This window comes from Kitasatospora sp. Xyl93, assembly GCF_055383135.1.
The window spans coordinates 4284270-4308042 of the sequence record NZ_AP029185.1 but is presented as its reverse complement, the minus strand read 5'-3'; the positions used below and the strand labels follow the sequence as shown (position 1 = coordinate 4308042).

The 23773-nt window shown below is 73.9% G+C and carries 24 protein-coding genes; 13 read left to right on the top strand and 11 right to left on the bottom strand.

Annotation, left to right across the window (positions count from 1 at the left end):
• The first annotated feature begins 67 nt into the window (after positions 1-67).
• From pheA to ACZ5GH_RS19235, 5 genes are all read left to right on the top strand, one after another.
• The gene (gene pheA / locus ACZ5GH_RS19255) at positions 68-1003 is read left to right on the top strand and encodes a prephenate dehydratase (protein ID WP_387758965.1); all 936 of its coding nucleotides are present in this window, start codon (positions 68-70) and stop codon (positions 1001-1003) included.
• Between the two features lie 517 nt (positions 1004-1520).
• Positions 1521-2795: a serine--tRNA ligase gene (gene serS, locus ACZ5GH_RS19250; RefSeq protein WP_387758963.1), complete on the top strand. Its 1275-nt coding sequence runs from the start codon at positions 1521-1523 to the stop codon at positions 2793-2795.
• Between the two features lie 51 nt (positions 2796-2846).
• Positions 2847-3692 (top strand): HAD family hydrolase, encoded by an 846-nt coding sequence (locus ACZ5GH_RS19245; protein ID WP_387758961.1) that lies wholly within the window; start codon positions 2847-2849, stop codon positions 3690-3692.
• Positions 3693-3841: 149 nt separating this feature from the next.
• Positions 3842-4564 (top strand): FadR/GntR family transcriptional regulator, encoded by a 723-nt coding sequence (locus ACZ5GH_RS19240; protein WP_387758959.1) that lies wholly within the window; start codon positions 3842-3844, stop codon positions 4562-4564.
• Between the two features lie 63 nt (positions 4565-4627).
• On the top strand, positions 4628-5872 hold the full coding sequence (locus ACZ5GH_RS19235; protein WP_387758957.1) for a CynX/NimT family MFS transporter: 1245 nt from the start codon (positions 4628-4630) through the stop codon (positions 5870-5872).
• 124 nt (positions 5873-5996) lie between these two features.
• Here the strand turns inward: ACZ5GH_RS19235 and ACZ5GH_RS19230 are convergent, their stop codons facing one another.
• From ACZ5GH_RS19230 to ACZ5GH_RS19215, 4 genes are all read right to left on the bottom strand, one after another.
• Positions 5997-6713: an ABC transporter permease gene (locus ACZ5GH_RS19230; protein WP_387759714.1), complete on the bottom strand. Its 717-nt coding sequence runs from the start codon at positions 6711-6713 to the stop codon at positions 5997-5999.
• Between the two features lie 79 nt (positions 6714-6792).
• On the bottom strand, positions 6793-7710 hold the full coding sequence (locus ACZ5GH_RS19225) for an ABC transporter ATP-binding protein (protein WP_464334857.1): 918 nt from the start codon (positions 7708-7710) through the stop codon (positions 6793-6795).
• Positions 7711-7742: 32 nt separating this feature from the next.
• Positions 7743-8642 (bottom strand): ABC transporter permease, encoded by a 900-nt coding sequence (locus tag ACZ5GH_RS19220; RefSeq protein ID WP_387759710.1) that lies wholly within the window; start codon positions 8640-8642, stop codon positions 7743-7745.
• A complete protein-coding gene (locus ACZ5GH_RS19215) occupies positions 8626-9603 on the bottom strand; it encodes an ABC transporter ATP-binding protein (RefSeq protein WP_464334856.1) in 978 nt (325 codons plus the stop codon). The genes ACZ5GH_RS19220 and ACZ5GH_RS19215 overlap by 17 nt, the downstream gene beginning before the upstream one ends.
• A 214-nt stretch (positions 9604-9817) precedes the next feature.
• Between ACZ5GH_RS19215 and ACZ5GH_RS19210 the strand changes: the two genes are divergently transcribed.
• The 4 genes from ACZ5GH_RS19210 to ACZ5GH_RS19195 are packed head-to-tail and all read left to right on the top strand — an operon-like array spanning position 9818 to position 13686.
• The gene (locus tag ACZ5GH_RS19210) at positions 9818-10261 is read left to right on the top strand and encodes a hypothetical protein (protein WP_464334855.1); all 444 of its coding nucleotides are present in this window, start codon (positions 9818-9820) and stop codon (positions 10259-10261) included.
• 13 nt (positions 10262-10274) lie between these two features.
• Positions 10275-12557 (top strand): hypothetical protein, encoded by a 2283-nt coding sequence (locus ACZ5GH_RS19205; RefSeq protein WP_464334854.1) that lies wholly within the window; start codon positions 10275-10277, stop codon positions 12555-12557.
• Complete coding sequence (locus ACZ5GH_RS19200; RefSeq protein WP_387759702.1) at positions 12554-13162, top strand: hypothetical protein; 609 nt, start codon at positions 12554-12556, stop codon at positions 13160-13162. Before ACZ5GH_RS19205 ends, ACZ5GH_RS19200 begins: the two co-directional genes overlap by 4 nt.
• Positions 13159-13686 carry a hypothetical protein gene (locus ACZ5GH_RS19195; RefSeq protein ID WP_464334853.1) on the top strand — a complete coding sequence of 176 codons (528 nt, stop codon included), beginning with the start codon at positions 13159-13161 and terminating at the stop codon, positions 13684-13686. Before ACZ5GH_RS19200 ends, ACZ5GH_RS19195 begins: the two co-directional genes overlap by 4 nt.
• Positions 13687-13748: 62 nt before the next feature.
• On the opposite strand, the gene ACZ5GH_RS19190 is transcribed toward ACZ5GH_RS19195, so the two are convergent.
• The 3 genes from ACZ5GH_RS19190 to ACZ5GH_RS19180 form a co-directional block, all read right to left on the bottom strand.
• Positions 13749-14372, bottom strand: a complete 624-nt coding sequence (locus ACZ5GH_RS19190) for a hypothetical protein (RefSeq protein WP_464334852.1) — start codon at positions 14370-14372, stop codon at positions 13749-13751.
• A 173-nt stretch (positions 14373-14545) separates the two neighbouring features.
• Positions 14546-15433 (bottom strand): LLM class flavin-dependent oxidoreductase, encoded by an 888-nt coding sequence (locus ACZ5GH_RS19185; protein ID WP_464334851.1) that lies wholly within the window; start codon positions 15431-15433, stop codon positions 14546-14548.
• Positions 15434-15472: 39 nt separating this feature from the next.
• Positions 15473-16384, bottom strand: a complete 912-nt coding sequence (locus ACZ5GH_RS19180) for a serine/threonine-protein kinase (protein ID WP_464334850.1) — start codon at positions 16382-16384, stop codon at positions 15473-15475.
• An 85-nt stretch (positions 16385-16469) separates the two neighbouring features.
• Here ACZ5GH_RS19180 and ACZ5GH_RS19175 point away from each other — a divergent pair, with 85 nt between their 5' ends.
• The 3 genes from ACZ5GH_RS19175 (at position 16470) to ACZ5GH_RS19165 (ending at position 18683) form a co-directional block, all read left to right on the top strand.
• Complete coding sequence (locus ACZ5GH_RS19175; protein ID WP_464334849.1) at positions 16470-17015, top strand: RNA polymerase sigma factor; 546 nt, start codon at positions 16470-16472, stop codon at positions 17013-17015.
• Entirely contained in the window at positions 17012-17866 is an 855-nt protein-coding gene (locus ACZ5GH_RS19170) for a hypothetical protein (RefSeq protein ID WP_464334848.1), read from the top strand. Before ACZ5GH_RS19175 ends, ACZ5GH_RS19170 begins: the two co-directional genes overlap by 4 nt.
• Before the next feature lie 94 nt (positions 17867-17960).
• Positions 17961-18683, top strand: coding sequence for a hypothetical protein (locus tag ACZ5GH_RS19165; RefSeq protein ID WP_464334847.1), 723 nt, complete (start codon positions 17961-17963; stop codon positions 18681-18683).
• Positions 18684-18804: 121 nt separating this feature from the next.
• Here ACZ5GH_RS19165 and ACZ5GH_RS19160 read toward each other — a convergent pair whose 3' ends face one another.
• Positions 18805-19011 carry a hypothetical protein gene (locus tag ACZ5GH_RS19160; RefSeq protein WP_387759689.1) on the bottom strand — a complete coding sequence of 69 codons (207 nt, stop codon included), beginning with the start codon at positions 19009-19011 and terminating at the stop codon, positions 18805-18807.
• Between the two features lie 174 nt (positions 19012-19185).
• Between ACZ5GH_RS19160 and ACZ5GH_RS19155 the strand changes: the two genes are divergently transcribed.
• The gene (locus ACZ5GH_RS19155; RefSeq protein WP_387759688.1) at positions 19186-20028 is read left to right on the top strand and encodes an HAD family hydrolase; all 843 of its coding nucleotides are present in this window, start codon (positions 19186-19188) and stop codon (positions 20026-20028) included.
• Positions 20029-20082: 54 nt separating this feature from the next.
• Here the strand turns inward: ACZ5GH_RS19155 and ACZ5GH_RS19150 are convergent, their stop codons facing one another.
• Genes ACZ5GH_RS19150 through ACZ5GH_RS19140 form a run of 3 tightly spaced genes read right to left on the bottom strand, consistent with a single transcriptional unit; the run spans position 20083 to position 23752 of the window.
• Positions 20083-20991, bottom strand: coding sequence for a phosphate ABC transporter ATP-binding protein (locus tag ACZ5GH_RS19150; protein WP_464334846.1), 909 nt, complete (start codon positions 20989-20991; stop codon positions 20083-20085).
• Between the two features lie 23 nt (positions 20992-21014).
• Complete coding sequence (locus ACZ5GH_RS19145) at positions 21015-21926, bottom strand: sortase domain-containing protein (RefSeq protein ID WP_464334845.1); 912 nt, start codon at positions 21924-21926, stop codon at positions 21015-21017.
• Positions 21923-23752 carry a phosphate ABC transporter substrate-binding protein PstS gene (locus ACZ5GH_RS19140; RefSeq protein WP_464334844.1) on the bottom strand — a complete coding sequence of 610 codons (1830 nt, stop codon included), beginning with the start codon at positions 23750-23752 and terminating at the stop codon, positions 21923-21925. The genes ACZ5GH_RS19145 and ACZ5GH_RS19140 overlap by 4 nt, the downstream gene beginning before the upstream one ends.
• Positions 23753-23773: the final 21 nt, after the last annotated feature.

Sequence of the window (23773 nt, the reverse complement as noted above, 5' to 3'; positions counted from 1 at the left end):
GGACTCGTTATGGTGACTGCTTCGGCACAACCCGCCCGCGCAGCACCCGAGATCCCACGGAGGCGTCATGTCGGCCACCCGCTACACCTACCTCGGACCGGCCGGCACGTTCACCGAGGCCGCCCTGCACACCCTGCCCGAGGCGGCGACCCGGGAGCTGGTGCCGCTGTCCTCGGTGGCGCTGGCGCTGGACGCGGTGCGCGGCGGGGACGCGGCCGGGGCGTTCGTCCCGATCGAGAACTCGGTGGAGGGCGCGGTCACCGCGACCAACGACGAACTCGCCTCCGGCGCACCGCTGATGATCTACCGTGAGGTGCTGCTGCCGATCACCTTCGCGCTGCTGGTGCGGCCGGGCACCGAGCTGTCCGGGATCAAGACGGTGACCAGCCACCCGGTGGCCCAGCCGCAGGTGCGGCGCTGGCTGGCGGCGAACCTGCCGGAGGCGAAGTGGGAGTCGGCCGCCTCCAACGCGGACGGCGCCCGGCTGGTCGCCGAGGGCCGCTACGACGGCGCGTTCGCGGGCGAGTTCGCGGCGCCGATCTACGGGCTGGAGCCGCTGGTCAAGGAGATCGCGGACGCGAAGAGCGCGGCGACCCGCTTCGTGCTGGTCGGCCGCCCTGGGCGGGTCTCCTCGCCGACCGGCGCGGACAAGACCTCGATGGTGGTCTGGCTGCCGGACGACCACCCGGGTGCGCTGCTGGAGCTGCTCCAGGAGTTCGCGGTGCGCGGGGTCAACCTGATGCGGATCGAGTCCCGCCCGACCGGTGAGGGGATGGGCAGCTACTGCTTCCTGATCGACTGCGAGGGCCACCTGTCCGACCGCCGGGTCGGCGAGGCGATGATGGGCCTCAAGCGGATCTGCCCGCAGGTGCGGTACCTCGGCTCCTATCCGCGTGCCGACCGGCAGCCGACCGCCCACCGGCGGCCGGGGACCTCGGACGCGGATTTCACCTCGGCGGCGGACTGGCTCTCCCGCGCACTCGACGGCCGCGCCGACATCTGAGCCACGCCTTTTGTCTTTCGGACCTTTTCCGACCGTTGTGGACCGTTCCGGACCGGGCCGATCAGGGCGGACGGGCCACCTCCCCCGTCGTCCACAGGCCGCCCGGGCCGCGACCCCGCTGTCCACAGGCCCTCCGCTGTCCACAAGCCCGGAGTTATCCACAGGCCTGGGGACGAGTCGACAAACCGGTATAGCCATTGCCCAGAACGGGTCGGATCATCGGTTTGCATCGCAGAGATGACCAATCGGACCAGAGTCACCCGGTTGTCAGCAAATCACCCGTCCGAGTGGTTCAATTCCCTCACTCGAGAAGGTTGATTGAGGTTTGAAACCTCAATCCCCTGGTTCGTTCACGCGGAAGGCGATCCTCCCCTTTGATCCACAGGCCTGGGGCCGAACCTGTGGATAACCCGCCGCCGCGCGGTGGCCCACAGAAGTTATCCACAGGACCGGGGGAGTTATCCCCAGGGGAAAAGCGGTACCGGTGGAGGAACGGTCGCCCGGTACGCTAGGGCCTGTGATTGACCTTCGCCTGCTCCGTGAGGACCCTGACCGAGTGCGCGCCTCGCAGCGCGTCCGTGGCGAGGACGTCGACCTGGTCGACGCCCTCCTCTCCGCCGACGAACGGCGCCGGTCCTCGGGCAGCCGCTTCGACGAACTGCGCAACGAGCAGCGGGTGCTCGGGAAGCAGGTCGCCCAGGCCAAGGGCGACGAGAAGGCCGCCCTGCTCCAGCGCACCAAGGACCTCGCCGCCGAGGTCAAGGCCGCCGACGCCGAGCAGAGCGCGGCCAAGGAGGAGGCCGACCGCCTGCTCCGCTCGCTGGCGAACCTCATCGACCCGGCCGCCCCGGTCGGCGGCGAGGAGGACTTCGTCACCCTCGAGGAGATCGGCACCCCGCGCGACTTCGCCGCCGAGGGCTTCGAGCCCCGCGACCACGTCGAGCTCGGCCAGATCCTCGGCGCGATCGACACCGAGCGCGGCGCCAAGGTCGCCGGAGCCCGGTCCTACTACCTGACCGGCGTCGGCGCGCTGCTGGAGCTCGCCCTGGTCAACATGGCGATCGCCCAGGCCACCGCGGCCGGCTTCATCCCGATGATCACCCCGACCCTGGTCCGCCCGGCCGCCATGGACGGCACCGGCTTCCTCGGCCAGGCCGCCGAGAACGTCTACCACCTGGCCGAGGACGACCGGTACCTGGTCGGCACCAGCGAGGTCCCGCTCGCGGCGTACCACATGGACGAGATCCTGGACGCCGACAAGCTGCCGCTGCGCTACGCCGGCTACTCGTCCTGCTTCCGCCGCGAGGCCGGCACCTACGGCAAGGACACCCGCGGCATCATCCGCGTCCACCAGTTCGAGAAGGTGGAGATGTTCGTCTACACCACTCCCGAGGACGCGGAGAACGAGCACCGCCGCCTGCTCCAATGGGAGAAGGACTTCCTCAACGCGCTGGAGCTGCCGTACCGGGTGATCGACGTCGCCTCCGGCGACCTCGGCGCCTCGGCCGCGCGCAAGTTCGACATCGAGGCGTGGATCCCCACCCAGGGCAAGTACCGCGAGGTCACCTCGACCTCCAACACCACCGAGTACCAGGCCCGCCGACTGTCGATCCGGATGCGCGAGGAGGGCAGGACCCGCCCGCTCGCCACCCTGAACGGCACCCTGGTCGCCATCCCGCGCACCATCGTGGCGATCCTGGAGAACCACCAGCAGGCCGACGGCTCGGTCGTCGTGCCCGAGGCGCTGCGGCCGTACCTCGGCGGGCGGACCGTCCTCCAGCCGGTCAAGTAACCCGGCCGCACCACCCAGCACCACCCGCTACTCCCGGGAGACGTACGGCCCATGAGCACCACCAGCCCCCGCCACGGCTCCCCCGACGGTGGCGACCTGCCCTACCGGCTGGTCGCCACCGACCTCGACGGCACCCTGCTCACCAGCGGGGAGACCGTCTCCGAGCGCACCCGCGCCGCCCTGGCCGCGGCCACCGACGCGGGCGCGCTGCACATCATCGTCACCGGGCGCTCCGCGGTCTGGGCCCGCCCGGTCTTCGACGAGATCGGCTACACGGGCATAGCGGTCTGCGGCCAGGGCGCCCAGGTGTACGACGCCGGCGCGCACAAGCTGCTCACCTCGCTCACCCTGGACCGGCGGCTCGCCGCGCTCGCGATCGAGAAGATCGAGGCCGAGACCGGCCCGCTGGCCGTCGCCGCCAACCAGGACGGCCTCGACGGCCAGGTACTGGCCGGGCCCGGCTACGAGCTGCGGATCGGCTCCGACCTGCCGATCGTCCGGGTCGAGCGCACCGGCCTGTTCGACGCCCCGCTCAGCAAGCTGTACATCCAGCACCACGCCCTCGGCGACGACGCCCTCGCCGAGGCCGCCCGCCGTGCCGCCGGCGACCTGGTCGGCGTGGTGATGGCCGGCGCCGGCGTGGTCGAGCTGCTCCCGCTCGGCCTGTCCAAGGCCACCGGGCTGGCCGTCGCCGCCCGCCGTCTGGGCGTCCGCGGCGCCGACACCATCGCCTTCGGCGACATGCCCAACGACGTCCCGATGTTCGGCTGGGCCGCCCACGGCGTCGCCATGGCCAACGCCCACGAGGAGCTCCTCGCCGTCGCCGACGCCGTCACCGGCAGCAACGACGAGGACGGCGTCGCGGTGGTCCTGGAGGGGCTCTACCCGCCGCGCTGACGCCTCCCGCGAAGGCGCCGGCCCGGCCGTCCGAGCGGGCCGACCGCTGTTCACGGCCTGTTCACGGGTGGGTTGTAGGATGACCGGGCAAGCGGTTGTAGGATGACCGACGACCGGTAGGACGTATGCGGTGGAGAGGGAGGTCCGGCATGAGCGGCGGTTTGCAGGCGGCCGGACGGCGCTCCCTGGTGGACACCGCGATCGAGCAGCTGCGGGAGCAGCTCGCGGGTGGGGCGTGGCCGGTCGGGTCGCGGATCCCCACCGAGCACGAGCTGGCCGAGCAGCTGCAGGTCGGACGGAACACCGTCCGGGAGGCGATCCGGGTGCTGGCGCACGCCGGAATGCTGGTCTCCCGGCAGGGCGAGGGGACGTTCGTCCGCTCCACCAGCGACCCGGCGTCCGTGCTGCGCGGCGTCCAGCGCTCCGGAATCCGGGACGTCCTGGAGGTCCGTGCGGCGCTGGAGACCGAGGGCGCCCGGCTGGCCGCGCTGCGGCACACCCCCGAGGACATCCGGCGGATGCGCGCCGCCCTGGCCCGTGAGGCCGAGGTGTTCGCGGCCCACCCCGAGCGGGCGAGCCGCGAGGCCACCGTCGAGCACGACCTGGAGTTCCACACCGCCGTCGTCGAGGCCGCGCACAACCCGGCGCTGGCCGAGGTGTACCGCTACTTCGGCGCCTCCGTACGCGAGGCGATGACCTCGGCCTTCGGCGACCACGACATGCCCGAGGCGGTCGTCGCCACCCACGAGGCGCTGGTCGACGCGATCGAGAGCGGTGATCCGGACCGGGCGGAGGCGGCGTGTCGTGCGCTGCTCGCCGGCCCGACCGCGGCCGTCGAGCAGCTGCTCGCGGCCATCGCGGCCCGGAAGTAGGACGGCGCGAGCCTCCGTTCCGCCGTCCGCATCCACGCACATTCACGAAAGAACAGCACACCCATGGCCGTCACCCGTGCCCAGCAGCCGGTTGTCACCACTCCCGCCCCGCTCCCCGTCCGCACCCGGCTGGCCCATCCGCTCCTGCTGCTGACCGGCATCGTGCTGGTCGCGCTGAACATGCGCGCCTGCCTGGCCGCGGTCTCGCCGATGGTCGGCGAGATCCAGCGGACCTTCGGCCTGTCCGCCACCGCGGCCGGGCTGATCACCACCGTCCCGGTGCTCTTCCAGGGCGCCGGTGCCCCGCTCACCCCCCGGCTGACCCGCCGCTTCGGCGTCGAGCGGGTGGTGCTCGGCGCGGTGCTGGTGCTGGGCGCGGGCGTGCTGCTGCGGGTGCTGCCCTCGGTGGCGGCCCTGTACGCGGGCTGCGTGGTGATCGGCGTGGCCATCGCGGTGCTGAACGTGTCGATGCCGGGCCTGGTGAAGCGCGAGTTCCCGGACCGCGCGGCCACCATGACCGGCGTCTACTCGACCACCATGCTGGTCGGCGCCACCCTGGCGGCCGGCACCTCCGTCCCGCTGGAGCACGCGCTCGGCGGCGGCTGGCGGGCGTCGCTCGGCGCCTGGTCGCTGCTCGCGCTGGTCGCGGCGGTGGCCTGGCTGCCGCAGGTGCTGCGCTCCCGTCAGGAGCGGCAGGGGACGGCGGCCGCCGCGGCCGGTGCGCCGGGCAAGCCGATCGAGGGCATCTGGAAGTCCCCGCTGGCCTGGCAGATCAGCCTCTTCATGGGCATCTCGTCGCTGCTGGTCTACACCCTGGTCGCGTGGATGCCGACCATCCTGGCCGACCACGGCATGGACCGCGGCGAGGCCGGTCTGGTCTTCGCCTTCTCCAACCTGGTGCAGGTGGCGGGCGCCTTCCTGGTGCCGCTGATGGCCGGCCGGATGACCAGCCAGCGCGCGCTGGCGGTGACCATGGCCGCCCTGAACGGGCTGGGCATCGCGCTGCTGCTGATCGCGCCGGTCTCCGCCGCGTGGGCGTCGGCGACCATCCTCGGGGTGGCCCAGGGCGGTTCGCTGGGCCTGGGGCTGGCGTTCATCGTGCTGCGCACCCGCACCGTGGGCGGCGCCGCCCAGCTGGGCGGGATGTCGCAGGCGATCGGCTACCTGGTCGCGGCGGCCGGTCCGGTCGGCGCCGGGGCGCTGCACCAGCTGACCGGCGGGTGGGAGGCCACCCTGGCGCTGATGCTGGTGCTCGCCCTGGTGGTCGGCGTGGCCGGCTGGGGCGCGGGCCGCAACCGCACGCTCTGAGCCGCTCACCGCGGGAGCACGGCCGTGGGCCCCGGACACCTGAGGGTGTCCGGGGCCCACGGCCGTGGCGGGCTCGGCTCCGTGCGGGGCTCAGCTCCGCCGGGGGCTCGGCGCCGAACCGGGCTCACTCCTCGCCGGCGAGGGTCATCCCGGCCAGCTTCACCGAGGCGAACACCGTCGCCGCGACGGTGACCACCAGCAACAGCGGCACGGCCGCCCCGAGCGAGACGTCGGAGCTGATCGCGTTCTCCCCCGCGACCGCCTCGGCCACCGAGCGGCCCCACTGCTGGATGCTCAGCGTCCGGGCGCCCTCGACGAAGTTGCCGATCGTCGACTCCCAGATCAGGGCGTACGCCAGCCCGGCCACCACCGCGTGCCGGGTGACCACGCCGAGCAGCAGGAACAGCGCGCTGTACGCGGCACCGGCGACCAGCACCGCCACCGTGTAGCCGAGCGCCACGCCGTCCTGGGTGCCGACCAGCAGCAGCCCGGCCAGCAGCGTCGGGACGACCGAGAACAACCAGGTGACGCCGATCGCGACGACCAGCTTGGTGGTGACGATCCGCCACCGGGGCAGCGGCTTGGCGAGCAGGTAGACGATCGAGCCGTCGTCGATCTCGTTGGCGATCACACCGGTGCCGACCACCAGCCCGAGGATCGGGACCAGGGTGCCGAGGCCGAGCGCGCCGAGGACGTTGCCGGCCGTGTCGTGCGGGTCGGCGCTGGACGCGCTCGCGATGGCCGCGACGATCACCAGCAGGGCCGGGACCACCAGCAGCAGCAGGCCGCGGCGGCGGCCCAGCAGCCCGCGCAGGGTCAGCCTGGCGACGGTGGGGTTCATGGTCGGTCGGTCCCTTCCTGGGCGGTTTCCCGGGCGATTTCCCGGACGTGCCGGACGACGGCGGCCCTGGCGGCGGCACTCACGCGGACACCAGGTACGAGAAGACGCTCTCCAGCGATTCGTCCGCCGGGGAGACGGTGTACAGCCGGATGCCGGCCTCCCGGGCGACCCTGGGCAGCAGGGTGGTGAAGCCCTGGAAGTTCACCGCCTCGATCCGCAGCGCCCGGTCCCGCTCGTCCACCTCGATGCCGCTGGTGGAGCCGTCCGCGATGAGCGCGGCGGCGAGCCGGCGGTCGTCGCTGGAACGGACCAGGTAGCGGTGCGGGCGGTCGGTCATCAGCCGGCGGATCCTGCGGAAGTCGCCCGAGGCCGCGTGCCGTCCGGCGACCACCACCTCGATGTGCCGGGCCAGCTGCTCGACCTCCTCCAGGATGTGGGAGGAGAACAGCACGGTCCGGCCGTCCGCGCCGAAGCGGCGCAGCAGGTCCATCAGCTGGAGCCGCTGGCGCGGGTCCATGCCGTTGAAGGGCTCGTCGAGCAGCAGCACGGACGGGTCGTGGACCAGGGCGGAGGCCATCTTGACCCGCTGCTTCATGCCCTTGGAGTAGGTGCCGGTGCGGCGGTCCTTGGCGTAGTCCATCTCCACCAGGTCCAGCGCCCGGCGGGCGGCGGCGCCCGGCTGGGGCAGGCCGTGCAGTTCGGCGTTGGCGAGGACGAACTCCCAGCCGGTCAGGTAGTCGTACATCGACTCCCGCTCGGGCACCAGGCCGATCTGCCGGTACACCTGCTGGTTGCGCCAGATCGGCGCGCCGTCCAGGGTGACCGAGCCGCTGGAGGGGGCCAGGAAGCCGCTCATCATGTGGATGAGCGTGGACTTGCCCGCGCCGTTGGGACCGAGCAGGCCGGTGATGCCGGGGCCGATGGCCATGGAGATGTCGTTGACCGCGACCACGTTCCCGAACCAGCGGGAGACCTTGTCGATGCTGATGGTGGCCATGCTGCGTCCCTCTCTCAGACACTGCGGTTGAATCAGACGCTGCGGTAGCGGCGCAGCAGCAGCCGGTACGAGCCGGCCACCATGGCCACCGCGACGAGCGCGAACACCGCCAGCCCGAGGCCGCCCGGCGCGTGCCGGCGGTCGAAGCCCTCGCCGAGCCCGAACAGCTCGTTGACCAGGGACTCCACCAGGTCGGTGGGCGAGATCAGCGACATCCACTGCGCCGCGTCGGAGCCGGTCGTGCCGGGGTTGCTGATACCGACCGCGGCGGCTCCCAGCGCGGCGCTGACCGCCAGGTAGCCCATGATCGCGGCCACCCCGAAGCCCCGCCGGGGGGTGGCGGCCGCGATCACCAGGGCCACCGAGGTCGGCACCAGGGCGTACAGCACGGCCGCGACCAGCCCGTACAGGAAGTGCCCGGTGTTGTGCGCGAAGTCCATCCCGCCGAGCAGCGCGCCGATGTACAGCACCAGCAACGGGGCCGCCATCAGCAGCAGTTGGGCGCAGAACATGGCGCAGAACTTGGCCCGGACGTAGTCGGTGCGGGTGATCGGGCGGGAGAAGTAGAGCGGGACGGTCTGGTAGCGGAGGTCCCGGGAGAGCAGCACCGGCGCCTGGGAGGCGAGGAAGACCGAGACCACCAGGCTGAGCATCGAGAGGTAGCCGGCGTACTCGACCGGCAGCTCCTCGCGCTTCATCACGACCGAGAGCGCCACCATGACCAGCGCGGGCACGGTGATCACGCCCAGCACCAGCATCGGCAGCACCTTGGACTTGCCCGAGCGGCCGAGGCCGTACGCGGCGCGCAGGCTCTGGGTGAAGAGCGCGCGGGTGGCGTAGGAGCGGCCGAGCCGGGGCCCGGTGTAGCCGCGGTAGCCGATGTCGTGGATGACGCCGGTGTCGGCGGACCTGGTCTCAGGAGGCAGCGGCATCGTTCGTCCCTCCCTTGCTCTGCTCGGTGTCCTGGGAGTCGGTGAAGAGCTCGGCGACCCGGTGGCGGCGCTGCTCCAGCCGGACCAGGCCGAGGCCGAGTCCGGCGACGGCGTCGCGGATGGTGTCGTACGTCGACTCGTCGGCCAGCCGGACCAGCAGCTGGTGCGAGCCCTCGGACTGGACGGACAGGCCGGCCGCGGCGAGCCGCTCGCGGACCGCCGGGCCCGGCTCCGGGAGGTGGTCCTCCGGGTGGTCGCCGACCTCGACCGCGAGGACGGCCGTCGCCTCGGTGAAGGAGGCGGTGGAGGAGGAGCGCAGCAGCTTGCCGCCGTCGATCACGACCAGGTGGTCACAGGTCCGCTCCAGCTCGCCGAGCAGGTGGGTGGTGACCAGCACCGAGATGCCGAAGTCGGTGTGCACCCGGCGGATCAGCGCCAGCATCTCGTCCCGGCCGGCCGGGTCGAGGCCGTTGGTCGGCTCGTCCAGCAGCACCAGCTTCGGGTCGTGCACCAGCGCCTGGGCGAGCTTGACCCGCTGCTTCATGCCGGTCGAGTAGCCGCCCATCGGGCGGTACCGCTCCTCGTACAGGCCGACGTGCCGCAGGGTGTCCGCGGTGCGCTCACGGGCGGCGGTGGCGGGCAGCCCCGCCATCCGGGCCATGTGCACCACGAACTCGGTCGCGGAGACGTCCGGTGGCAGGCAGTCGTGCTCGGGCATGTAGCCGACCTGCGCCCGGATCTCGGAGCCCCGGGTGGCGACGTCCAGGCCGAGGACCTCGCCCCGGCCGGAGGTCGCCGGGGCGAGCCCGAGCAGGATCTTGATCAGGGTGGACTTGCCCGCGCCGTTGGACCCGACCAGACCGACCACGCCCGGCCGCACCTCGACGGTCAGTTGGTCGAGGGCGGTGACACGGGGAAACCTCTTGGTGAGGCCGTCCGTCTTGATGACAGCTGTGGACACGCCCACCAACGTAACGGTCTTGTGCGGTACGGGACATGAGCACGAATGACGAGCCCGTCTGCTGCTGCGGTATGACGCCGGGCCCGCTCACCCCTAGGGGTTCGGCAAAAGCGGAACCCACCTGTACCCTTTGTCGGACTCTTTACGCACTTGCCGAATTCTTTGCCGACGGGGGTGCCGGGACACCGCACCGGCACGGAGGGGATCGATCGACATGTCTGATCGGGCGACCGCGTTCGACCGGATGATGAACCCTTGGGCCTACGACGCGGACGGGAACCTGACCGCCCGGGCCCGCGCCCAGGAGGCGGCCCGCACCCGGATCAACTCGACCTCGGCGTCGGACGGCGGAGGCGGCGGCGCCGGGGGCGGCTTCAGCGCCGACCCCGACGCGCTCACCACCGCGGGGAACAACTCCGACCAGATCCACGCCCGGCTCAACAGCGAGGGCCGGGGCGCCGACGAGGCCACCGCCAAGGTCTCCACCTCGCTCGCCAACTGGAGCACCGGCAAGGCCGCGGCGGGCGCCGCCGGCACCTGGGACCAGTGCGTCGCCGCCCTCGGCGGCACCATCGGGCAGACCACCCAGGCACTGCGCGCCACCGCCGCCAACTACCGGCGGAACGAGTCGGCCGTCCAGCACGACCTCGGCAACTGAGAGGACCACCGCGATGGTCGACTTCCACGAGCTCAGCACCGCCGACTTCGGCGTCCTGGACACCGCCGCCACCGCCTGGACCACCGTGGCCCAGAAGCTCCGGGCGATGGACGGCGACTGGGACACCACGGTGATCGCCAAGGTCGACTCCGCCTGCTGGAGCGGCCCGGCGGCCGACCAGGCCCGCCCCGGACTCCGGCGCGCCAACGAGCAGTTGACCGCCGCCGTCACCGAGGCCGACGCCTTCGCCTCGATCTTCAAGGAGGCGTCGACCGAGTTCAAGGCGGCCAAGGCCAAGCTGGAGAAGGCCGTCGGCGACGCCCGGGCGGCCGGGCTGACCGTCACCGACAACGGCACCGTGAGCTGGCCCCCGGCCGACACCGCCACCCGGCACGACTACGAGGCCCTCCAGAGCTACCAGAAGGAGTGGGGCGACAAGGCGGAGGCCGCCCGCAAGGCGATCGACGCCGCCGTGGCCGAGGCCGCCGCCGCCGACGAGCGGGCCGCCTGGGCGCTGCGCGCCGACAGCATGACGGATGGTCAGAAGTCCTTCAACGGCAAGGCCGTCGGCGGCGGCCCCGAGGCGGACGGCAGGCGCGCCGCCCAGCTCGCCGGCCGGGGCGGGGAGATCACCGAGCCCGAACTCACCGAACTGAACTCGCTGTTGGCCTCGCACGGCAGCGACCCGAAGTTCGCCACCAAGTTCTACCAGGACCTCGGACCGGACGGCCTGATCAAGTCCTGGAACGGCATGGTCGGCGACCCGGCGCACCCGCGCGACGACGGGTCCCCGCGCTGGAAGGCCTACCAGCAGCTCCAGAAGAACCTCGGGCTCAGCCTGGCCGCCGCCACCCGCACCGGCAACGAGCCGCACCTGTCCGACGAGTGGGCCGCCGCGCTGCGCAAGGCCGGCTCCCAGCCGGTCTGGGACAAGCCCTACCGGGCCTCCGGCCTGGACTACGTGCCGTACGGCTACCAGGTGCTCTCCGGCATCCTGATGAACGGCAACTACGACGCCCACTTCCTCAACCCGATAGCCGAGCACGTCACCCAGCTCGACACCCAGGACAAGTACTGGCCGGCCCCGATGCCCGGCTCGCAGATCCAGGGCTTCAACCTGACCGGCGGCGACGGGGCGGGCTCCGGCTTCCGCCCCAGCACGGCCGTCCTGGAGGCGCTCGCGCACAGCCCGGAGGCGGCCAACAGGTTCTTCACCGAGCAGCCGACCGCGTACCACGAGGACGGCACGGTCGACCGGGGCGGCAAGCCCAAGCCCTCGGACTACTTCGACTACTACGCCCACGACAAGGACTGGATCCCGGACACCACCTCGCGGGACTCCAAGGTCTGGGACGCGAGCAAGCAGGCCGGCCCGGCCGCCTTCGGCCGCGCCCTGGAGGCCGCCACCACCGGCCACCCGTACGACGAGCCGGGGCCCACCCCGCCGGCCGGGCACACCACCGAGCAGGCCAACCTGATGAAGCGGGTCGTGGACACCTTCGGCCGGCACGGCGAGGACGGGGGGCTGGAGGACGTCAAGGGCGACGGCAAGCTCGCCGCGATGCGGGGCAGCCTCGGCCACATGACCGCCGAGTACATCGGAGACGTGCAGAACGCGCTCTCCCACGGGCACGACCTGCCGGTCAACGGCTCCCCCGCCGTGCTCGACGCCTCGGCCGTCTCCGGCCTGCTCGACGTCCTCGGACGCGACCCGGACGCGTACGGCGCGGTGGCCAACGCCAACCAGGCCTACACCACCGCGCTCGTCCGCGGCCACCTGGACAGCGGCGAGACCGACTTCGCCCGGCTGCAGTCGGACATCGACCACACCGCGAAGTCCGGCGGGGTCGTCAACGGCTACCTCAACCAGGCCCGCGTCGACGAGGTGCACAACCAGCACGCCGCCTCCGACAAGGAGTTCAACGACGCGCTGGAGAAGAACGTCGGCTACGGCAAGACCGCCTTCGAGGCCGTCATCGGCACCGTGACGGAGAAGGTCCCGATCGCCGGCGAGGTCGCCGGGCAGCTGCTGGACGCGATCGCCGAGAGCGTGATCGAGGCCAACAAGAAGGACACCACCGAGGACGGGCGCCAGGAGAGCCGCGACCACACCGCCGAGGCGGAGCACCGGGTGGCCACCGGGGCCGACCAGGCGGTCAGGGACGCCGCCGCCGGCAGCGGGATCGCGCGCCAGGACGTCGACCGGCTCGCCAACAGCGCCCGCGACAGCGCGCTCCAGGGCATGACGCGCGGGTCGGTGAACAACGTGAGCACCAACGCGAAGGGCGACGCGTGAGCGGGCCCGCGGGCGGCCGGGGCCGGTTCCCGGCGCACCGGTGGGCGGGACGCCTCCAGGATCCGCTGCTGCTGCCCGGCGTCCTGGTCCTGGCGGCGGCCGCCGCCGGGTTCGTCGGCTACCGGGACTGGCAGGGCCACCGGCCCACCGACCCGCCCGGCCGGGCCGCCCGGCTCTGCGACCTGCCCACCGGCCCCGGCACCCCGCTCGGGCGGCTGCTGCCGGACGGCGGCCAGGACGTGGAGGAGTGGACGCGGCCGGTCATCGGTCGGGACCCGAGGACCTGCGCCATCCGGGTCGACGGCCGCACCGCGCTCACCTTCACCTCCGTCGGGCGCCAGGGCGGGATCGCCCTGACCTCCGAGGGCGCCGGGCGTCCGGACGCGCACGCCTTCGACGTCGCCGGCCTCGGCGCCTCGTGGCCGGACGGCGCCGCCGTCGCCGCGGGCTGCCCGGGCAGGAAGGAGTACGACCCGAACGACTACTTCCAGCTCGAGATCACCACCGGCGAGGCCGCCCGCACCGCCGGCGCCGACGGCCGGGCCGACCTCGAACAGCTCGCCCGGGCCGCATTGGTGGAGACCAGGAAGGACCTGTGCCCGTGAAGCATCCCCGGGCCCTGACCGCGGGTGGGACCGCGCTGCTGCTCGGCGGCGGCCTGCTCGGCTGGCACGTGTACCTCGACCGCACCGAGTACCGGCCACCGGCCGTGTCCCTGTCGCACGGGGAGTGCCGGGGGCTGCTGGACGACCCGGGCATCGCCGGACTGCTGGGCCGCGCCCCCCGGGTCCACGCGACCACGGAGTACCGGCCGGCGACGGACGGGACCAAGCCGTCCCTGCGCTGCCGGATCTCCGGGGCCGACGGACGGACCCTCACCGCCGACGCGGAGCCCGGAACCGTGGGGGCCGGCGGCGACGGACTCGGAGCGGCCGCCTTCGGCTGCGCGGTGAACGGCCGGACCGAGCCCTACCGGGCCGTCCTGCGGATCACCGGGAAGGACGGCGCGCCCCTCCCGGACGGGCCCGGCCGGGAGCGGATGGGCCGACTGGCGAGCGGCTTCGCCCAGCGGGCCGCCGAGCGGCAGCTCGGCTGCACGGGCGGCGCCGAACGGCTCGAAGCCGTGTGAGCCGGCCGGCGCCGGACCGGTCACCGCGGGGTGAGCCGGTCGGCGCCGCTCCCGGCGCCGGATCAGCTGTGGGCGCGTTCCCACAGCTCGGTGACCTTGCCGGAGGCGTCGAGCGCCACCTTGTAGTCGCCGACGCCCGAGCAGGGGTAGGAGCCCTTGACGTTGGTCGGTTCGGCGAGGCACTCGTTGACGTGCTTCACCAGGTCGGCCACGTTGACGTCCTTCGGCGGGGCCAGCACCGAGCTCAGGTGGCCCTTGGCGGTCGGCGCGATCGGGGCGCTCTTGTTCGCCCCGACCGGCTCGAAGACCACGTCGTTCACGCCGCAGGCGTCCTTGGTCTCCTGGTAGACCAGGGTCGTCGCGCTGGTGCCCTTCACCGGGTAGACCCACTTCTGCCCGGCGGGCAGCGGCCCGTGGGTGCAGAAGCCCTCCGGCTCGCCGTCGGCGGCCGGCGAGCCCGTCGCGCCGGGCTTCGCGGTGCCCGCGGGCTTGCCGCTCGGCGCGTGGCTCGCGCTGCCCGACGGGGAGGCGGTGGGCGCGGCGGTGGGCGCGGCCGGGGCGGCGCCGGTCGACCCGCTGCCCGCGCCCTGGTCCGAGGAGTTGTCCGGGCCGCAGGCGGCCAGGCCGAGGGCCGCGGCGGCGACCAGGGCGGTGGCGAGCAGTCCGCTGGAGCGGGAAGAAGGCATGACGAAGAACCCCCGTGGTGACGCATGATCAGTTGTCGGTGCGGCGGACAGACTAGCGCCCCGGTCCGACTCCCGCCTCGACCCGGCGCCCACCGCCGCACCCGCCTCGGCACCGGTCCCGGCGCCCGCCCCGGCCCGTCACCCGCCCGCCGACCGCCCGCCGACCGCGGGGCTCAACCCAGCTGGGCGAGGCCCTCGGTGGCGATCCGCTCGAAGACCGCGAGGTCGTTCTCGAAGATCGAGTCGGGGATCGGCCAGTGGATCACCAGCTCGGTGATGCCCAGCTCCCGGTACCTGCCCGCCCAGTCGACGAAGGCGTCCACCGACTGCAGCGGCCTCTCCGCGGTCGAGCCCTGGAGCAGCACCTTCTCCAGCGTCGCCACGTCCCGGCCGACGGCCTCGCAGGCCGCCGTCAGCTTCCCGATCTGCTGGGCGATGACCTCGGGCGCCTGCTCCACCGGCACGTCGCCGGGGCCGCGCGGGTCGCCGTACGTCACCCAGCCCTGCCCGTACTCGGCGGCCAGCTTCAGCCCGCGCGGGCCGGTCGCCGCCACGTAGAACGGCAACCGCGGGGTCTGCACGCAGCCGGGGATGTTCCGCGCCTCGACCGCCGAGTAGTACCGGCCCTCGCGCGTCGTGGCGTCGGTGGTCAGCAGCTCGTCCAGCAGTGGCAGGAACTCCCCGAACCGGTCCGCCCGCTCCTTCGGCGACCACGCCTCCTGGCCCAGTGCCGTCGCGTCGAACCCCGTGCCGCCGGCCCCGATCCCCAGGGTGAACCGCCCGCCGGACACGTCGTCCAGCGTGATCAGCTCCTTCGCCAGTGTCACCGGGCGCCGGAAGTTCGGCGAGGACACCAGCGTGCCCAGCCGCAGCCGCTCGGTGGCGCAGGCCGCCGCGGTCAGCGTCGGCAGCGAGCCGAACCACGGCTGGTCCTGGAAGGAGCGCCAGCTCAGGTGGTCGTAGGTGTACGCGGCGTGGAAGCCGAGGTCCTCGGCCCGCCGCCAGATCTTCTGCCCCTCGCTCCACCGGTGGGTGGGGAGGATCACGGTGCTCAGTCGCATGGCAGCGACCCTACGGCAGCCGTCCTCGTCGACCCGGTTTCAACGCAGCAGCCAGGTCAGCAGGGCCGTCGCCGTGAACACCGCGCCCGACGCCGACCAGACCACGCGCCGGGTCAGCCACCCGGGGCCTGCCGGGGGCCGGGGCCGCGGGACCGGAGCCAGCAGCGCGTCGGCGAAGGCGCGGGCGGTCGGCGGCCGGTCGGCCGGCTCGACGGACATCGCGGCCCGGAGCAGCGCGGCGATGTGCGGTGGCAGCTCCGCTTCGGCCGGGAGCGCCGGCAGCGTCGAGGCGGTCCGCCCGTCGGTCATCAGGGCCGTGGCGCGTCCGCCCGGGCCGAACGGCTTCTGCCCGGTCAGCAGCTCGTAGGCCACCACGGCCAACGCGTACACGTCGGCCCTCCCGTCGAACCCGCCGGTCTGGAAGGCCTGTTCCGGTGCCATGTAGGCGGGCGTGCCCGTGGTCACCGTGAGCCCGGACGCGTCGGCCAGTTGCTTGGCGCTGCCGAGGTCCGCCACCAGCACCGCGGCGGGCGCCGGGCCGGCGGCGAGCAGCAGGTTGGACGGCTTGACGTCGCGGTGCACCACGCCCGCCTCGTGCAGGACCTGGACGGCGTAGCCCGCCTCCGCGGCCAGCCGCAGCGCCTCCTGCGGGTCGCACTGCCCGACCCGGTCCGCCACGGTGCCGCCGCGGACGTGGTCCATGACGAAGTAGGGCCGGTCCTCCTGCACCCCGACGTCGTGCACCCGGACCACCCGCGGGCTGGCGATCCGGCGCAGCAGCCTCGCCTCCGCCAGGAACCGCTCGCGCACGTCCGCGTTGGCGGCCCAGTTCTCGGCCAGCACCTTCACCGCGACCTCGGTGTCGAGCTCCGGGTCGTAGGCCTTCCAGACCGTCGCGAAGGAGCCGGCGCCGAGCCGCTCCAGGAGGAGGTAACGGCCGAGCTTGCGCATGTGGCAGCATTCTGCCGGAGTCGGGGGGAGTGCGGAACTCCCGTTCGACGGGCGCGGTGCCGGCGGGACGGAACGGGGGATCCGGGTGTTCGAGGAAGCCGAGCTGGAACGGCTCGTGGCGGCTGCCCAGGCGGGCGAACCGGGGTCGCTGGAGTACCTGCTGGCCATGCTGCGGCCGCTGGTGCTGCGCCGCTGCTCGCGCTTCCTGCCCCACCACGCCGACGCGGAGGAGGCCGCGCAGGACGCGCTGCTGTCCATCAGCACGCACCTGGGCGGGTACGGCGGCCGCGGCTCCTTCCTGGGCTGGGTGACGGTGATCGCCTCGAACGCCGCCCGGTCCACCTACCGCTCGATGCGCCGGCGCGCCGAGGACAGCCACGCCGACCTCCCCGAGTCCGTCGACCCGCGCACCACCAGCGTCATCGCCGGAACCAGGCTCGACCTGATGGAGGCGCTGGCCGCGCTGGAGCTGCGGCATCCCACCCTGGTGGAGGCCTTCGTGCTGCGCGACCTGGGCGACCTGACCTACGTCCAGGTGGCCGAGGAGCTGGACGTGCCGCTGGGCACGGTCAAGGACCGCATCCACCAGGCCCGCCGCTTCGTGCGCGAGCGCCTGGTCACCGGTCCGTGAGCGACGGTCCCGCGGCGGGCGGCCGCCCCGCCGTCGTCCGGCCCCGGTCCGCCGTCGCCGCCCTGGTGGCCGCGGTCGCGCTCGGGCTGGCGACCGGCCGGTTCGTCCTGCCACCGCCCCCCGGCGCCACCGGGCACCCGGCGGCGCGGCCGGGAGCCGCGGCCGGCGGGGCCTCCCAGGGCGCGCCCGCTCCCGCGACCCCCGGCGCGTCCGGCCCGGCGCCCGCGTCCCCGGCCTCCGGCGCCGGCTCCGCCTCGCCGACCGGTTCGACCGGGCCGGTGACGACCGCGAACCTGCTGGGACCCGCGGCGTTCGGCCCGGACCTCGACAGCGGGCGGATCCACGTCACCGACCGGTACGGCGACGGGTCCTACGCCAACGCGGCCTGCGCCGGCGAGAAGACCCTCGGCCAGACCCTGGGCGGGCCCGGTGCCCGCTTCCGCGGACTGATGACGAGCTCCCGCACCAGTCCGGACGACTCCACGGTGGCCGCCGACATCGGGGGCCAGGTCGCCCGCGAGGTCGCCGCCGACGCCCGGAGCCCTTCCCTCGCGCAGAACTACAGCGAACGCCTGCTGCTGGAGGAGGTGCCCTGCCAGGAGCAGGCGCCGGGGCACTGGGTCTACGGGAGGACCACGACGCTGCAGCTCGCCCCGGACGTCACCGCGCGCTGGATGGGCGTCTACCCGGGATCGCTCAACACCGCCGGCAGCGCGCCCGAGGGCAAGGAGCCCTGCGGCGGCATCGCCGTGCTGCGCAGCGGCACCCACTACGGAGTGCTGGAGGTCCACGCCTGCCTGGGCACTGCGGCGATGGACCGCGTCGTCAGGGCCGCTCTGTCACAGCTGTGAAACAGCGGGTCGGGCCTCCAACTTTCGCTCCTGCGGCGGCATCTCCCCGGTTGTACGAGGACGCAGCAGGCGTCCCGACCAGCAGGGGGACCAGATGACCGAGAACCGGACCGTCCAGCAGAAGTCCGCTCGCCGCAACCGGCTCGCCGCCGCGGCCTGCTTCGCCGCCGCACTGATCACGGTCGGCGTCGTCGGCACCCAGTCGGCCACCGCCGACGGGGCCGCGCCCGCCGCCGCGGCCCGCGCCGCGGTCGCCGCCCAGCCCGTCGCCGCCGCCCGGCCGGCCGCGGTCGCGGGTGCCGCGAGCGGACTCGGCTCCGCCGGCCTCGTCCAGAGCGAGGACTTCCGGCAGGGCCTGAACCCGGTCGGCGCGACCGTCTCGCTGTCCGGGCGCGAGGGGCTGTCCGCGTGCTCCGGCGAGGAGACGATGCGCGGCCTGACCAAGGACCAGGCCACCGCGTACGCGTCGGTGACCTGGACCTTCGACACCGAGGGCCGGCTGACCGAGTCGGCCGCGAGCGCCCCCACCGGGACGGCGGCCGACACCTGGGAGAAGCAGCTCGTCGCGCTCCTCCAGGAGTGCCAGGACGAGCCCGCCGGCCACTGGTACTACGGCGCGGCCCACACCCTGACCGTCCCCGGCGGCACCGCCCGCTGGTACCCGGCCTACAACGGCGACGGCACCGCCGGCGGCGGGGCCGCGGTCCTGCGCAGCGGCACCAGGGTCGCCGTCGTCGAGCTCACCGGCCGGCCCGCCGGCGGGCAGACCGCTGTCGCGGGCATCGTCACCGCGGCGCTGAACCGCCTCCACTCCTGACCCCTGCTCCCGCTCCGCCCGCGCCGGCGGGCGGAGCGGGCCCCGGACGGCGGGGAGGCTCGCCCCCGGGACCGTCCACGCGCGCGTCCACCCCGGACGGGCGCCGCCGGGGGGCGGCGCGCTACGGGTGCGGGCGGGTGCGCTGGGCGGGGAGGGCCGGGGCGCGGGTGCCGCGGGCGAGTTCGGCGAGCGTGTGGAAGAGGACGTCGCCGAGCAGGACCGGGTCGCGCGAGGCGTCGGGCGCCTGCGGGCCGCGGCCGTCGTGGCCGTGGTGGCCGTCGTGGCGGCTGGTCGGGGGCGGCTGGTCACGGAGCTGGCGTGTGGGCATGGCTCTTCCTGCCGACGGGGTGGCCGCGGGAGGTCATGCCCGCCGTGGCCGGCCGGACACCCCGGGTGCGGGCGGATCGGCCGGAAACGGAGCATGAAGGGCTTGATCACGGCGAGGGCGGCTCGCGGCCGCTGCCGCCCGCCGTGGCTCCGGGGCGGTGCCCCGACCGCGCCGATGGGCGAAGATGGAGCGGTGACCGAACCCCGTACCGCGCCCCGCCTCATCGCCACCGACCTGGACGGCACCCTGCTCTGCTCCGGCGGCACCGTCACCGACCGCACCGCCGCGGCGCTGGCGGCGGCCGAGGCGGCCGGGGTGCAGGTGGTGTTCGTGACCGGGCGGCCGCCGCGCTGGATGCAGCAGGTGAGCCCGCACATCGGCGGCCACGGGGTGGCGATCTGCTCGAACGGCGGCGCGGTGGTGGACGTGCGGCGCGGCGAGCTGCTGGAGACCTTCCCGCTGCTGGTGGAGACCACCCTGGCGGTGGTCGACGCGCTGCGGGCCAAGCTGCCCGGCACCGCGTTCGCCTTCGAGCACCCGGGCGGCTGGGCCCGCGAGGCCGGGTACGCGGTGCCCATGTGGGGCGACGAGCTGGAGCACGAGGTCGGCCCGGCGGAGGAGCTGCTGGGGGCCGGCGGGCCGGTCCGGGGCCTGTTCAAGCTGCTGGCCAAGCACCCGGACCTCGACCCGGACAAGTTCCTCGCCGAGGCCCGGGAGGCGGCCGGGCACCTGGCCGAGATCACCCGGTCCGCGGCGATCCCGCTGCTGGAGATCAGCGCGCCCGGCGTCACCAAGGCCAGCACGCTGGCCCGCTGGTGCGCCGCGCGCGGGATCGACCGGAGCGAGGTGGTGGCCTTCGGCGACATGCCGAACGACCTGGAGATGCTGGCCTGGGCCGGCACCGCGTACGCCGTCGCCAACGCGCACCCGCAGGTGCTGGCGGCGGTGCCGCTGCACACCGTGAGCAACGAGCAGGACGGCGTCGCGGCGGTGCTGGAGCGGCTCCTCGGCCGGTAGGAGGAGCCGCCCCCGGCGTCGCCCCGCAGACGCGGGTCCGGAGACGGACCCCTGTTAGCCGAAGCGGCCGTTGACGTAGTCCGAGGTCCGCTGGTCGCGCGGGCTGCCGAAGACCTGCCCGGTCGGCCCGGCCTCGACGATCCGGCCCGGGGTGTCGTGGGTGGCCAGGAAGAACGCGCAGGTCTGCGAGACGCGCTGGGCCTGCTGCATGTTGTGGGTGACGATCACGATGGTGAGCCGCCCGCGCAGTTCGGCGATGGTCTCCTCGACCCTCCGGGTGGAGGTCGGGTCGAGCGCCGAACACGGCTCGTCCATCAGCAGGATGTCCGGCGAGACGGCCAACGACCGTGCGATGCACAGGCGTTGCTGCTGACCGCCGGAGAGCGCCCCGCCCGGGGTGTGCAGCCGGGTGGACACCTCGTCCCAGAGCCCGGCCCGGCGCAGGCTGGTCTCCACCAGGTGGCGGCGCTCCTCCTTGGACACCTTGATCCCGGCCAGCTTGAGCCCGCTGGAGACGTTGTCCTGGATGGACATCGCCGGGAACGGGTTGGGCCGCTGGAACACCATGCCGATCCGGCGCCGCACCTCGGCGGGCCGGCGGCCGGGCCGGTAGACGTCGTCGCCCTCCAGCAGCACCTCGCCGGAGAGCGCGGCGCCGCGCACCATCTCGTGCATCCGGTTGAGGATCCGCAGGTAGGTGGACTTGCCGCAGCCGGACGGGCCGATCAGCGCGGTGACCTCGCCGGCCGGCATCGCCAGCGAGACCCGTTCCAGCACCTTGCGGCTGCCGAACCAGGCGGAGACGTCCCGGGTCTCCAGCCCGGCGAGCGCCTCGCCGCCGGGGTCGGGGCGGGTGGCCGCGGCGTGCCGGCCGGCGTGGGGCGCGGGGGCGGCCGGGGGGAGGGTGAGGGTGTCGGCGGCCGGGTCGGCCGGCGGGGTGTCGGTCAGTGGTGCGTCGGTCATCGGAACGGTCCTCCGGGCGCGCGTCAGTAGAGGTTGGGCAGCAGGGCGGCGGCGTTCTCGTAGACCGCCCAGAGCAGTGCGCCGACCACCGGCGCGAGGCTCAGGTAGGCGGCCGAGCGCCGCCAGTACCGGGCCAGCACCAGGGCGCCGGCCACCGCGCCGAGCAGGCCGAGCGACCACAGCTGGAGCGTGGCCAGCGCGCCCTTGTCCGCGGCCAGCGCCTTGTCGTACGGGACGGTCGCGGGCCGGCCGCCGGGGTTCTGCGCCGGGTCGCCCTCCAGCCGGGCGCCGATCAGCACGGTGGAGCCGGGGATCCAGTCGGAGTCGCCGGTGACCAGCACCATCCGGTTGCGGGCCGGGTCGACGACCGGGTGGTCGCCGTCGCCGTACGCGTTGACGGTGTAGGTGAACTTCCCCTGGCCGGTGGTGGCTTCGATCCGGTCGCCGACCCGCAGCCTGGACAGTCCGGCGAACGGCGCGCCGAAGGTGGCGCCGCGGCCGAAGACCACGGCGACCCCGCGCTGGCCGGGCAGCGCGGTGTCCCGGCGGTGGCCGGGGCCGCGCATCAGGTCCCGGCCGGTGGTGCCCTCGACCACCACGACCTGGTGCAGGCCGATCGCCGGGATGTCCAGCAGCGCCACCGGCTCGCCGTCGGCGGCCGCGCCGGTCGGGGCGACCGCCCGGGCCAGCTGGTCGCGGAAGGTCTTGTGGGCGGTGGACTGGTAGTGCCGCTGCTGGACGTGCGAGAGGGTGAACAGGTACCCGACGAAGCCGAGCACCAGCGCGGCCGCCAGGCTGACCGCCCAGGCGCCCTGGAGGAACCGCCGCCGCCCGGGGGAGACGGCGGGCCGGGCCGGGGCGGTGGGCGCGGCGGGGCCGTCCGGCCGGGCCGGCGCGCTCGTCGCGGCCGGCTTCTCCAGCACCGGGGCGGTCACGAGGTGCCGCCCGAGCCGTTGCGGCGGCGCAGCAGCCGGCGGCCGAGCAGCGGCGGGACGAGCACCACGGCGAGCAGTTCCAGCGCGGTGAGCGAGGACAGCGTCCAGTCCTCGGGCCTGCCGCTGACCTCGACCACGTCGGCCGCCACCTCGGTGGCGACGCCGCCGCGGCCGCGGGCCACCACCTGGCCGGTCTGCGGGTCGACCACCTCCTCGGTGCCGGCGCCGGCGCCGGGCGCGTTCGGGTCACCGGCGGCCGCACCGCCGTCGGCGGCGTTCGGGTCGCCGGCGCCGCCGGCCGCGCCCGAACCGCCCGCTCCGGCGCCGCCCGCACCGCCGCCGGACCCGGTGCCGCCCCCGGCTCCCCCGGAGCCCGCGGGCTTGCCGGTGCCGCCGGAACCGCCCGCCGCACCGCCGGAACCGCCGGCCGCGCCGCCGGAGCCGCCCGCGCCCGAACCGGTCTTGACCGGCTGGCCGTTCTGCACGGTGCAGTCGATCGGGGCGCCCGCCTTGTCGCAGGGGCTGGGCATCGGGGCGTTCTTCAGGACGGTCAGCTCGCCGGCCGAGTTGAAGGTCGGGTTGGCGCAGTTGGCGAGGGTGTTCGGGTCGACCGGGCTGGCGTTGCCGGGGATGTTCCTGGTCTGCAGCAGGCCGCCCTTGACCAGTCCGCGCGGGATCGGCGAGTAGCCGAGGTCGTCCGCCTTGCCCTGGCCCTCGCAGAGCACGTACGAGAGGAAGCGGCTGAGCGCGGAGCCCTTGTCGTTGTTGAAGCGCGGCGGCGGCGGGTTGGCCGCCCCGGCCCGCGGCACGATCAGGTAGCTGTAGCTGGAGATCGGGTAGGCCCGCGGGTCGTCCATGGTGTAGACGCCGTCGAGGTTCTGCTGCAGGTAGTTCGGGTCGTTCGCCGGGGTGGCGTCGTCCACGCCGCGGATCCTGGCGGCGGTGAGCGCCACGGCGACGTTGGAGGCGGTCGGCAGCGCGTAGTAGCCGGCCGCGTTGAGCACCTTCACGACCGGCCAGTTGCTGCGCTTGGCGAAGGCGTACTCGTCGTAGCCGATGGTCCCGACGTTGGTCGGGGACTTGATGTAGCCGGCCACCACGTCGGAGCCGTTCTGCGCGGTCATCCGGCCGGAGGGCGGGAAGAACTCGGTGTAGTCGCCGCAGCTCACGCCGTTGACGGACGTGCAGTAGGCGTCCCACTGGTCCTTGTGGGTGTGCTCCATCCAGCGGGTGAACTGCGCGGTGGCGCCGGAGCCGTCGGAGCGGACGACCGGGGTGATCGGCAGGCTGGGCAGTGCCTTGCCGTAGTCGTTGGTGATCTTAGGGTCGTTCCAGTTGGTGATCTTGTTGGTGAAGATGTCCACGATGGTCTGCGGGGACAGCCGCAGGTCGCGGACCTGCTTGCCGCCGACCACCAGGTTGTACATGAAGGTGGTGCCGCCCGCCGTGATCGGGACGTAGGAGAAGCCCCAGACCGGGTTCTCCGCGCTGCCGGTGCCGGACTCCTTGCCGCCCTGCCCCACGCCGGTGTCCTGCGCGGCGCGGAACGGCACGTCCGAGGCGGTGAAGTCGTCCTGCCCGACCGCCCACTGGGTGCGGCCGGCCGCCGAGCCGACCGGGTTGAAGTTGATCTGGATGCCCTGCGGGGACACGTCCTGCCGCCACTGGTCGATGGCCGGACCGGCCCAGCTGGAGCCGTCCGCGCTCAGCGAGACGGAGGCCGCGAACGCCGGGGTCTGCCCCAGCAGGGGGGAGGCCGCCGCGAGCATCAGGGACATCGCCCCCGCCAGCAGCCGGGCCACGGAGCGACTGAGGCCCCTGGACATGTGAACTCCTCTGGTACGGAG

Bases quoted from the DNA above. Each gene is read 5' to 3' on its own strand.
- ACZ5GH_RS19150 (WP_464334846.1), bottom strand. From the start codon at position 20,991: ATGACCGACGCACCACTGACCGACACCCCGCCGGCCGACCCGGCCGCC.
- ACZ5GH_RS19230 (WP_387759714.1), bottom strand. From the start codon at position 6,713: ATGAACCCCACCGTCGCCAGGCTGACCCTGCGCGGGCTGCTGGGCCGC.
- ACZ5GH_RS19140 (WP_464334844.1), bottom strand. From the start codon at position 23,752: ATGTCCAGGGGCCTCAGTCGCTCCGTGGCCCGGCTGCTGGCGGGGGCG.
- ACZ5GH_RS19225 (WP_464334857.1), bottom strand. From the start codon at position 7,710: ATGGCCACCATCAGCATCGACAAGGTCTCCCGCTGGTTCGGGAACGTG.
- ACZ5GH_RS19210 (WP_464334855.1), top strand. From the start codon at position 9,818: ATGTCTGATCGGGCGACCGCGTTCGACCGGATGATGAACCCTTGGGCC.
- ACZ5GH_RS19190 (WP_464334852.1), bottom strand. From the start codon at position 14,372: ATGCCTTCTTCCCGCTCCAGCGGACTGCTCGCCACCGCCCTGGTCGCC.
- ACZ5GH_RS19235 (WP_387758957.1), top strand. From the start codon at position 4,628: ATGGCCGTCACCCGTGCCCAGCAGCCGGTTGTCACCACTCCCGCCCCG.
- ACZ5GH_RS19220 (WP_387759710.1), bottom strand. From the start codon at position 8,642: ATGCCGCTGCCTCCTGAGACCAGGTCCGCCGACACCGGCGTCATCCAC.
- ACZ5GH_RS19165 (WP_464334847.1), top strand. From the start codon at position 17,961: ATGACCGAGAACCGGACCGTCCAGCAGAAGTCCGCTCGCCGCAACCGG.
- ACZ5GH_RS19245 (WP_387758961.1), top strand. From the start codon at position 2,847: ATGAGCACCACCAGCCCCCGCCACGGCTCCCCCGACGGTGGCGACCTG.
- ACZ5GH_RS19185 (WP_464334851.1), bottom strand. From the start codon at position 15,433: ATGCGACTGAGCACCGTGATCCTCCCCACCCACCGGTGGAGCGAGGGG.
- ACZ5GH_RS19155 (WP_387759688.1), top strand. From the start codon at position 19,186: ATGGGCGAAGATGGAGCGGTGACCGAACCCCGTACCGCGCCCCGCCTC.
- ACZ5GH_RS19205 (WP_464334854.1), top strand. From the start codon at position 10,275: ATGGTCGACTTCCACGAGCTCAGCACCGCCGACTTCGGCGTCCTGGAC.
- pheA (WP_387758965.1), top strand. From the start codon at position 68: ATGTCGGCCACCCGCTACACCTACCTCGGACCGGCCGGCACGTTCACC.
- ACZ5GH_RS19180 (WP_464334850.1), bottom strand. From the start codon at position 16,384: ATGCGCAAGCTCGGCCGTTACCTCCTCCTGGAGCGGCTCGGCGCCGGC.
- ACZ5GH_RS19160 (WP_387759689.1), bottom strand. From the start codon at position 19,011: ATGCCCACACGCCAGCTCCGTGACCAGCCGCCCCCGACCAGCCGCCAC.
- ACZ5GH_RS19240 (WP_387758959.1), top strand. From the start codon at position 3,842: ATGAGCGGCGGTTTGCAGGCGGCCGGACGGCGCTCCCTGGTGGACACC.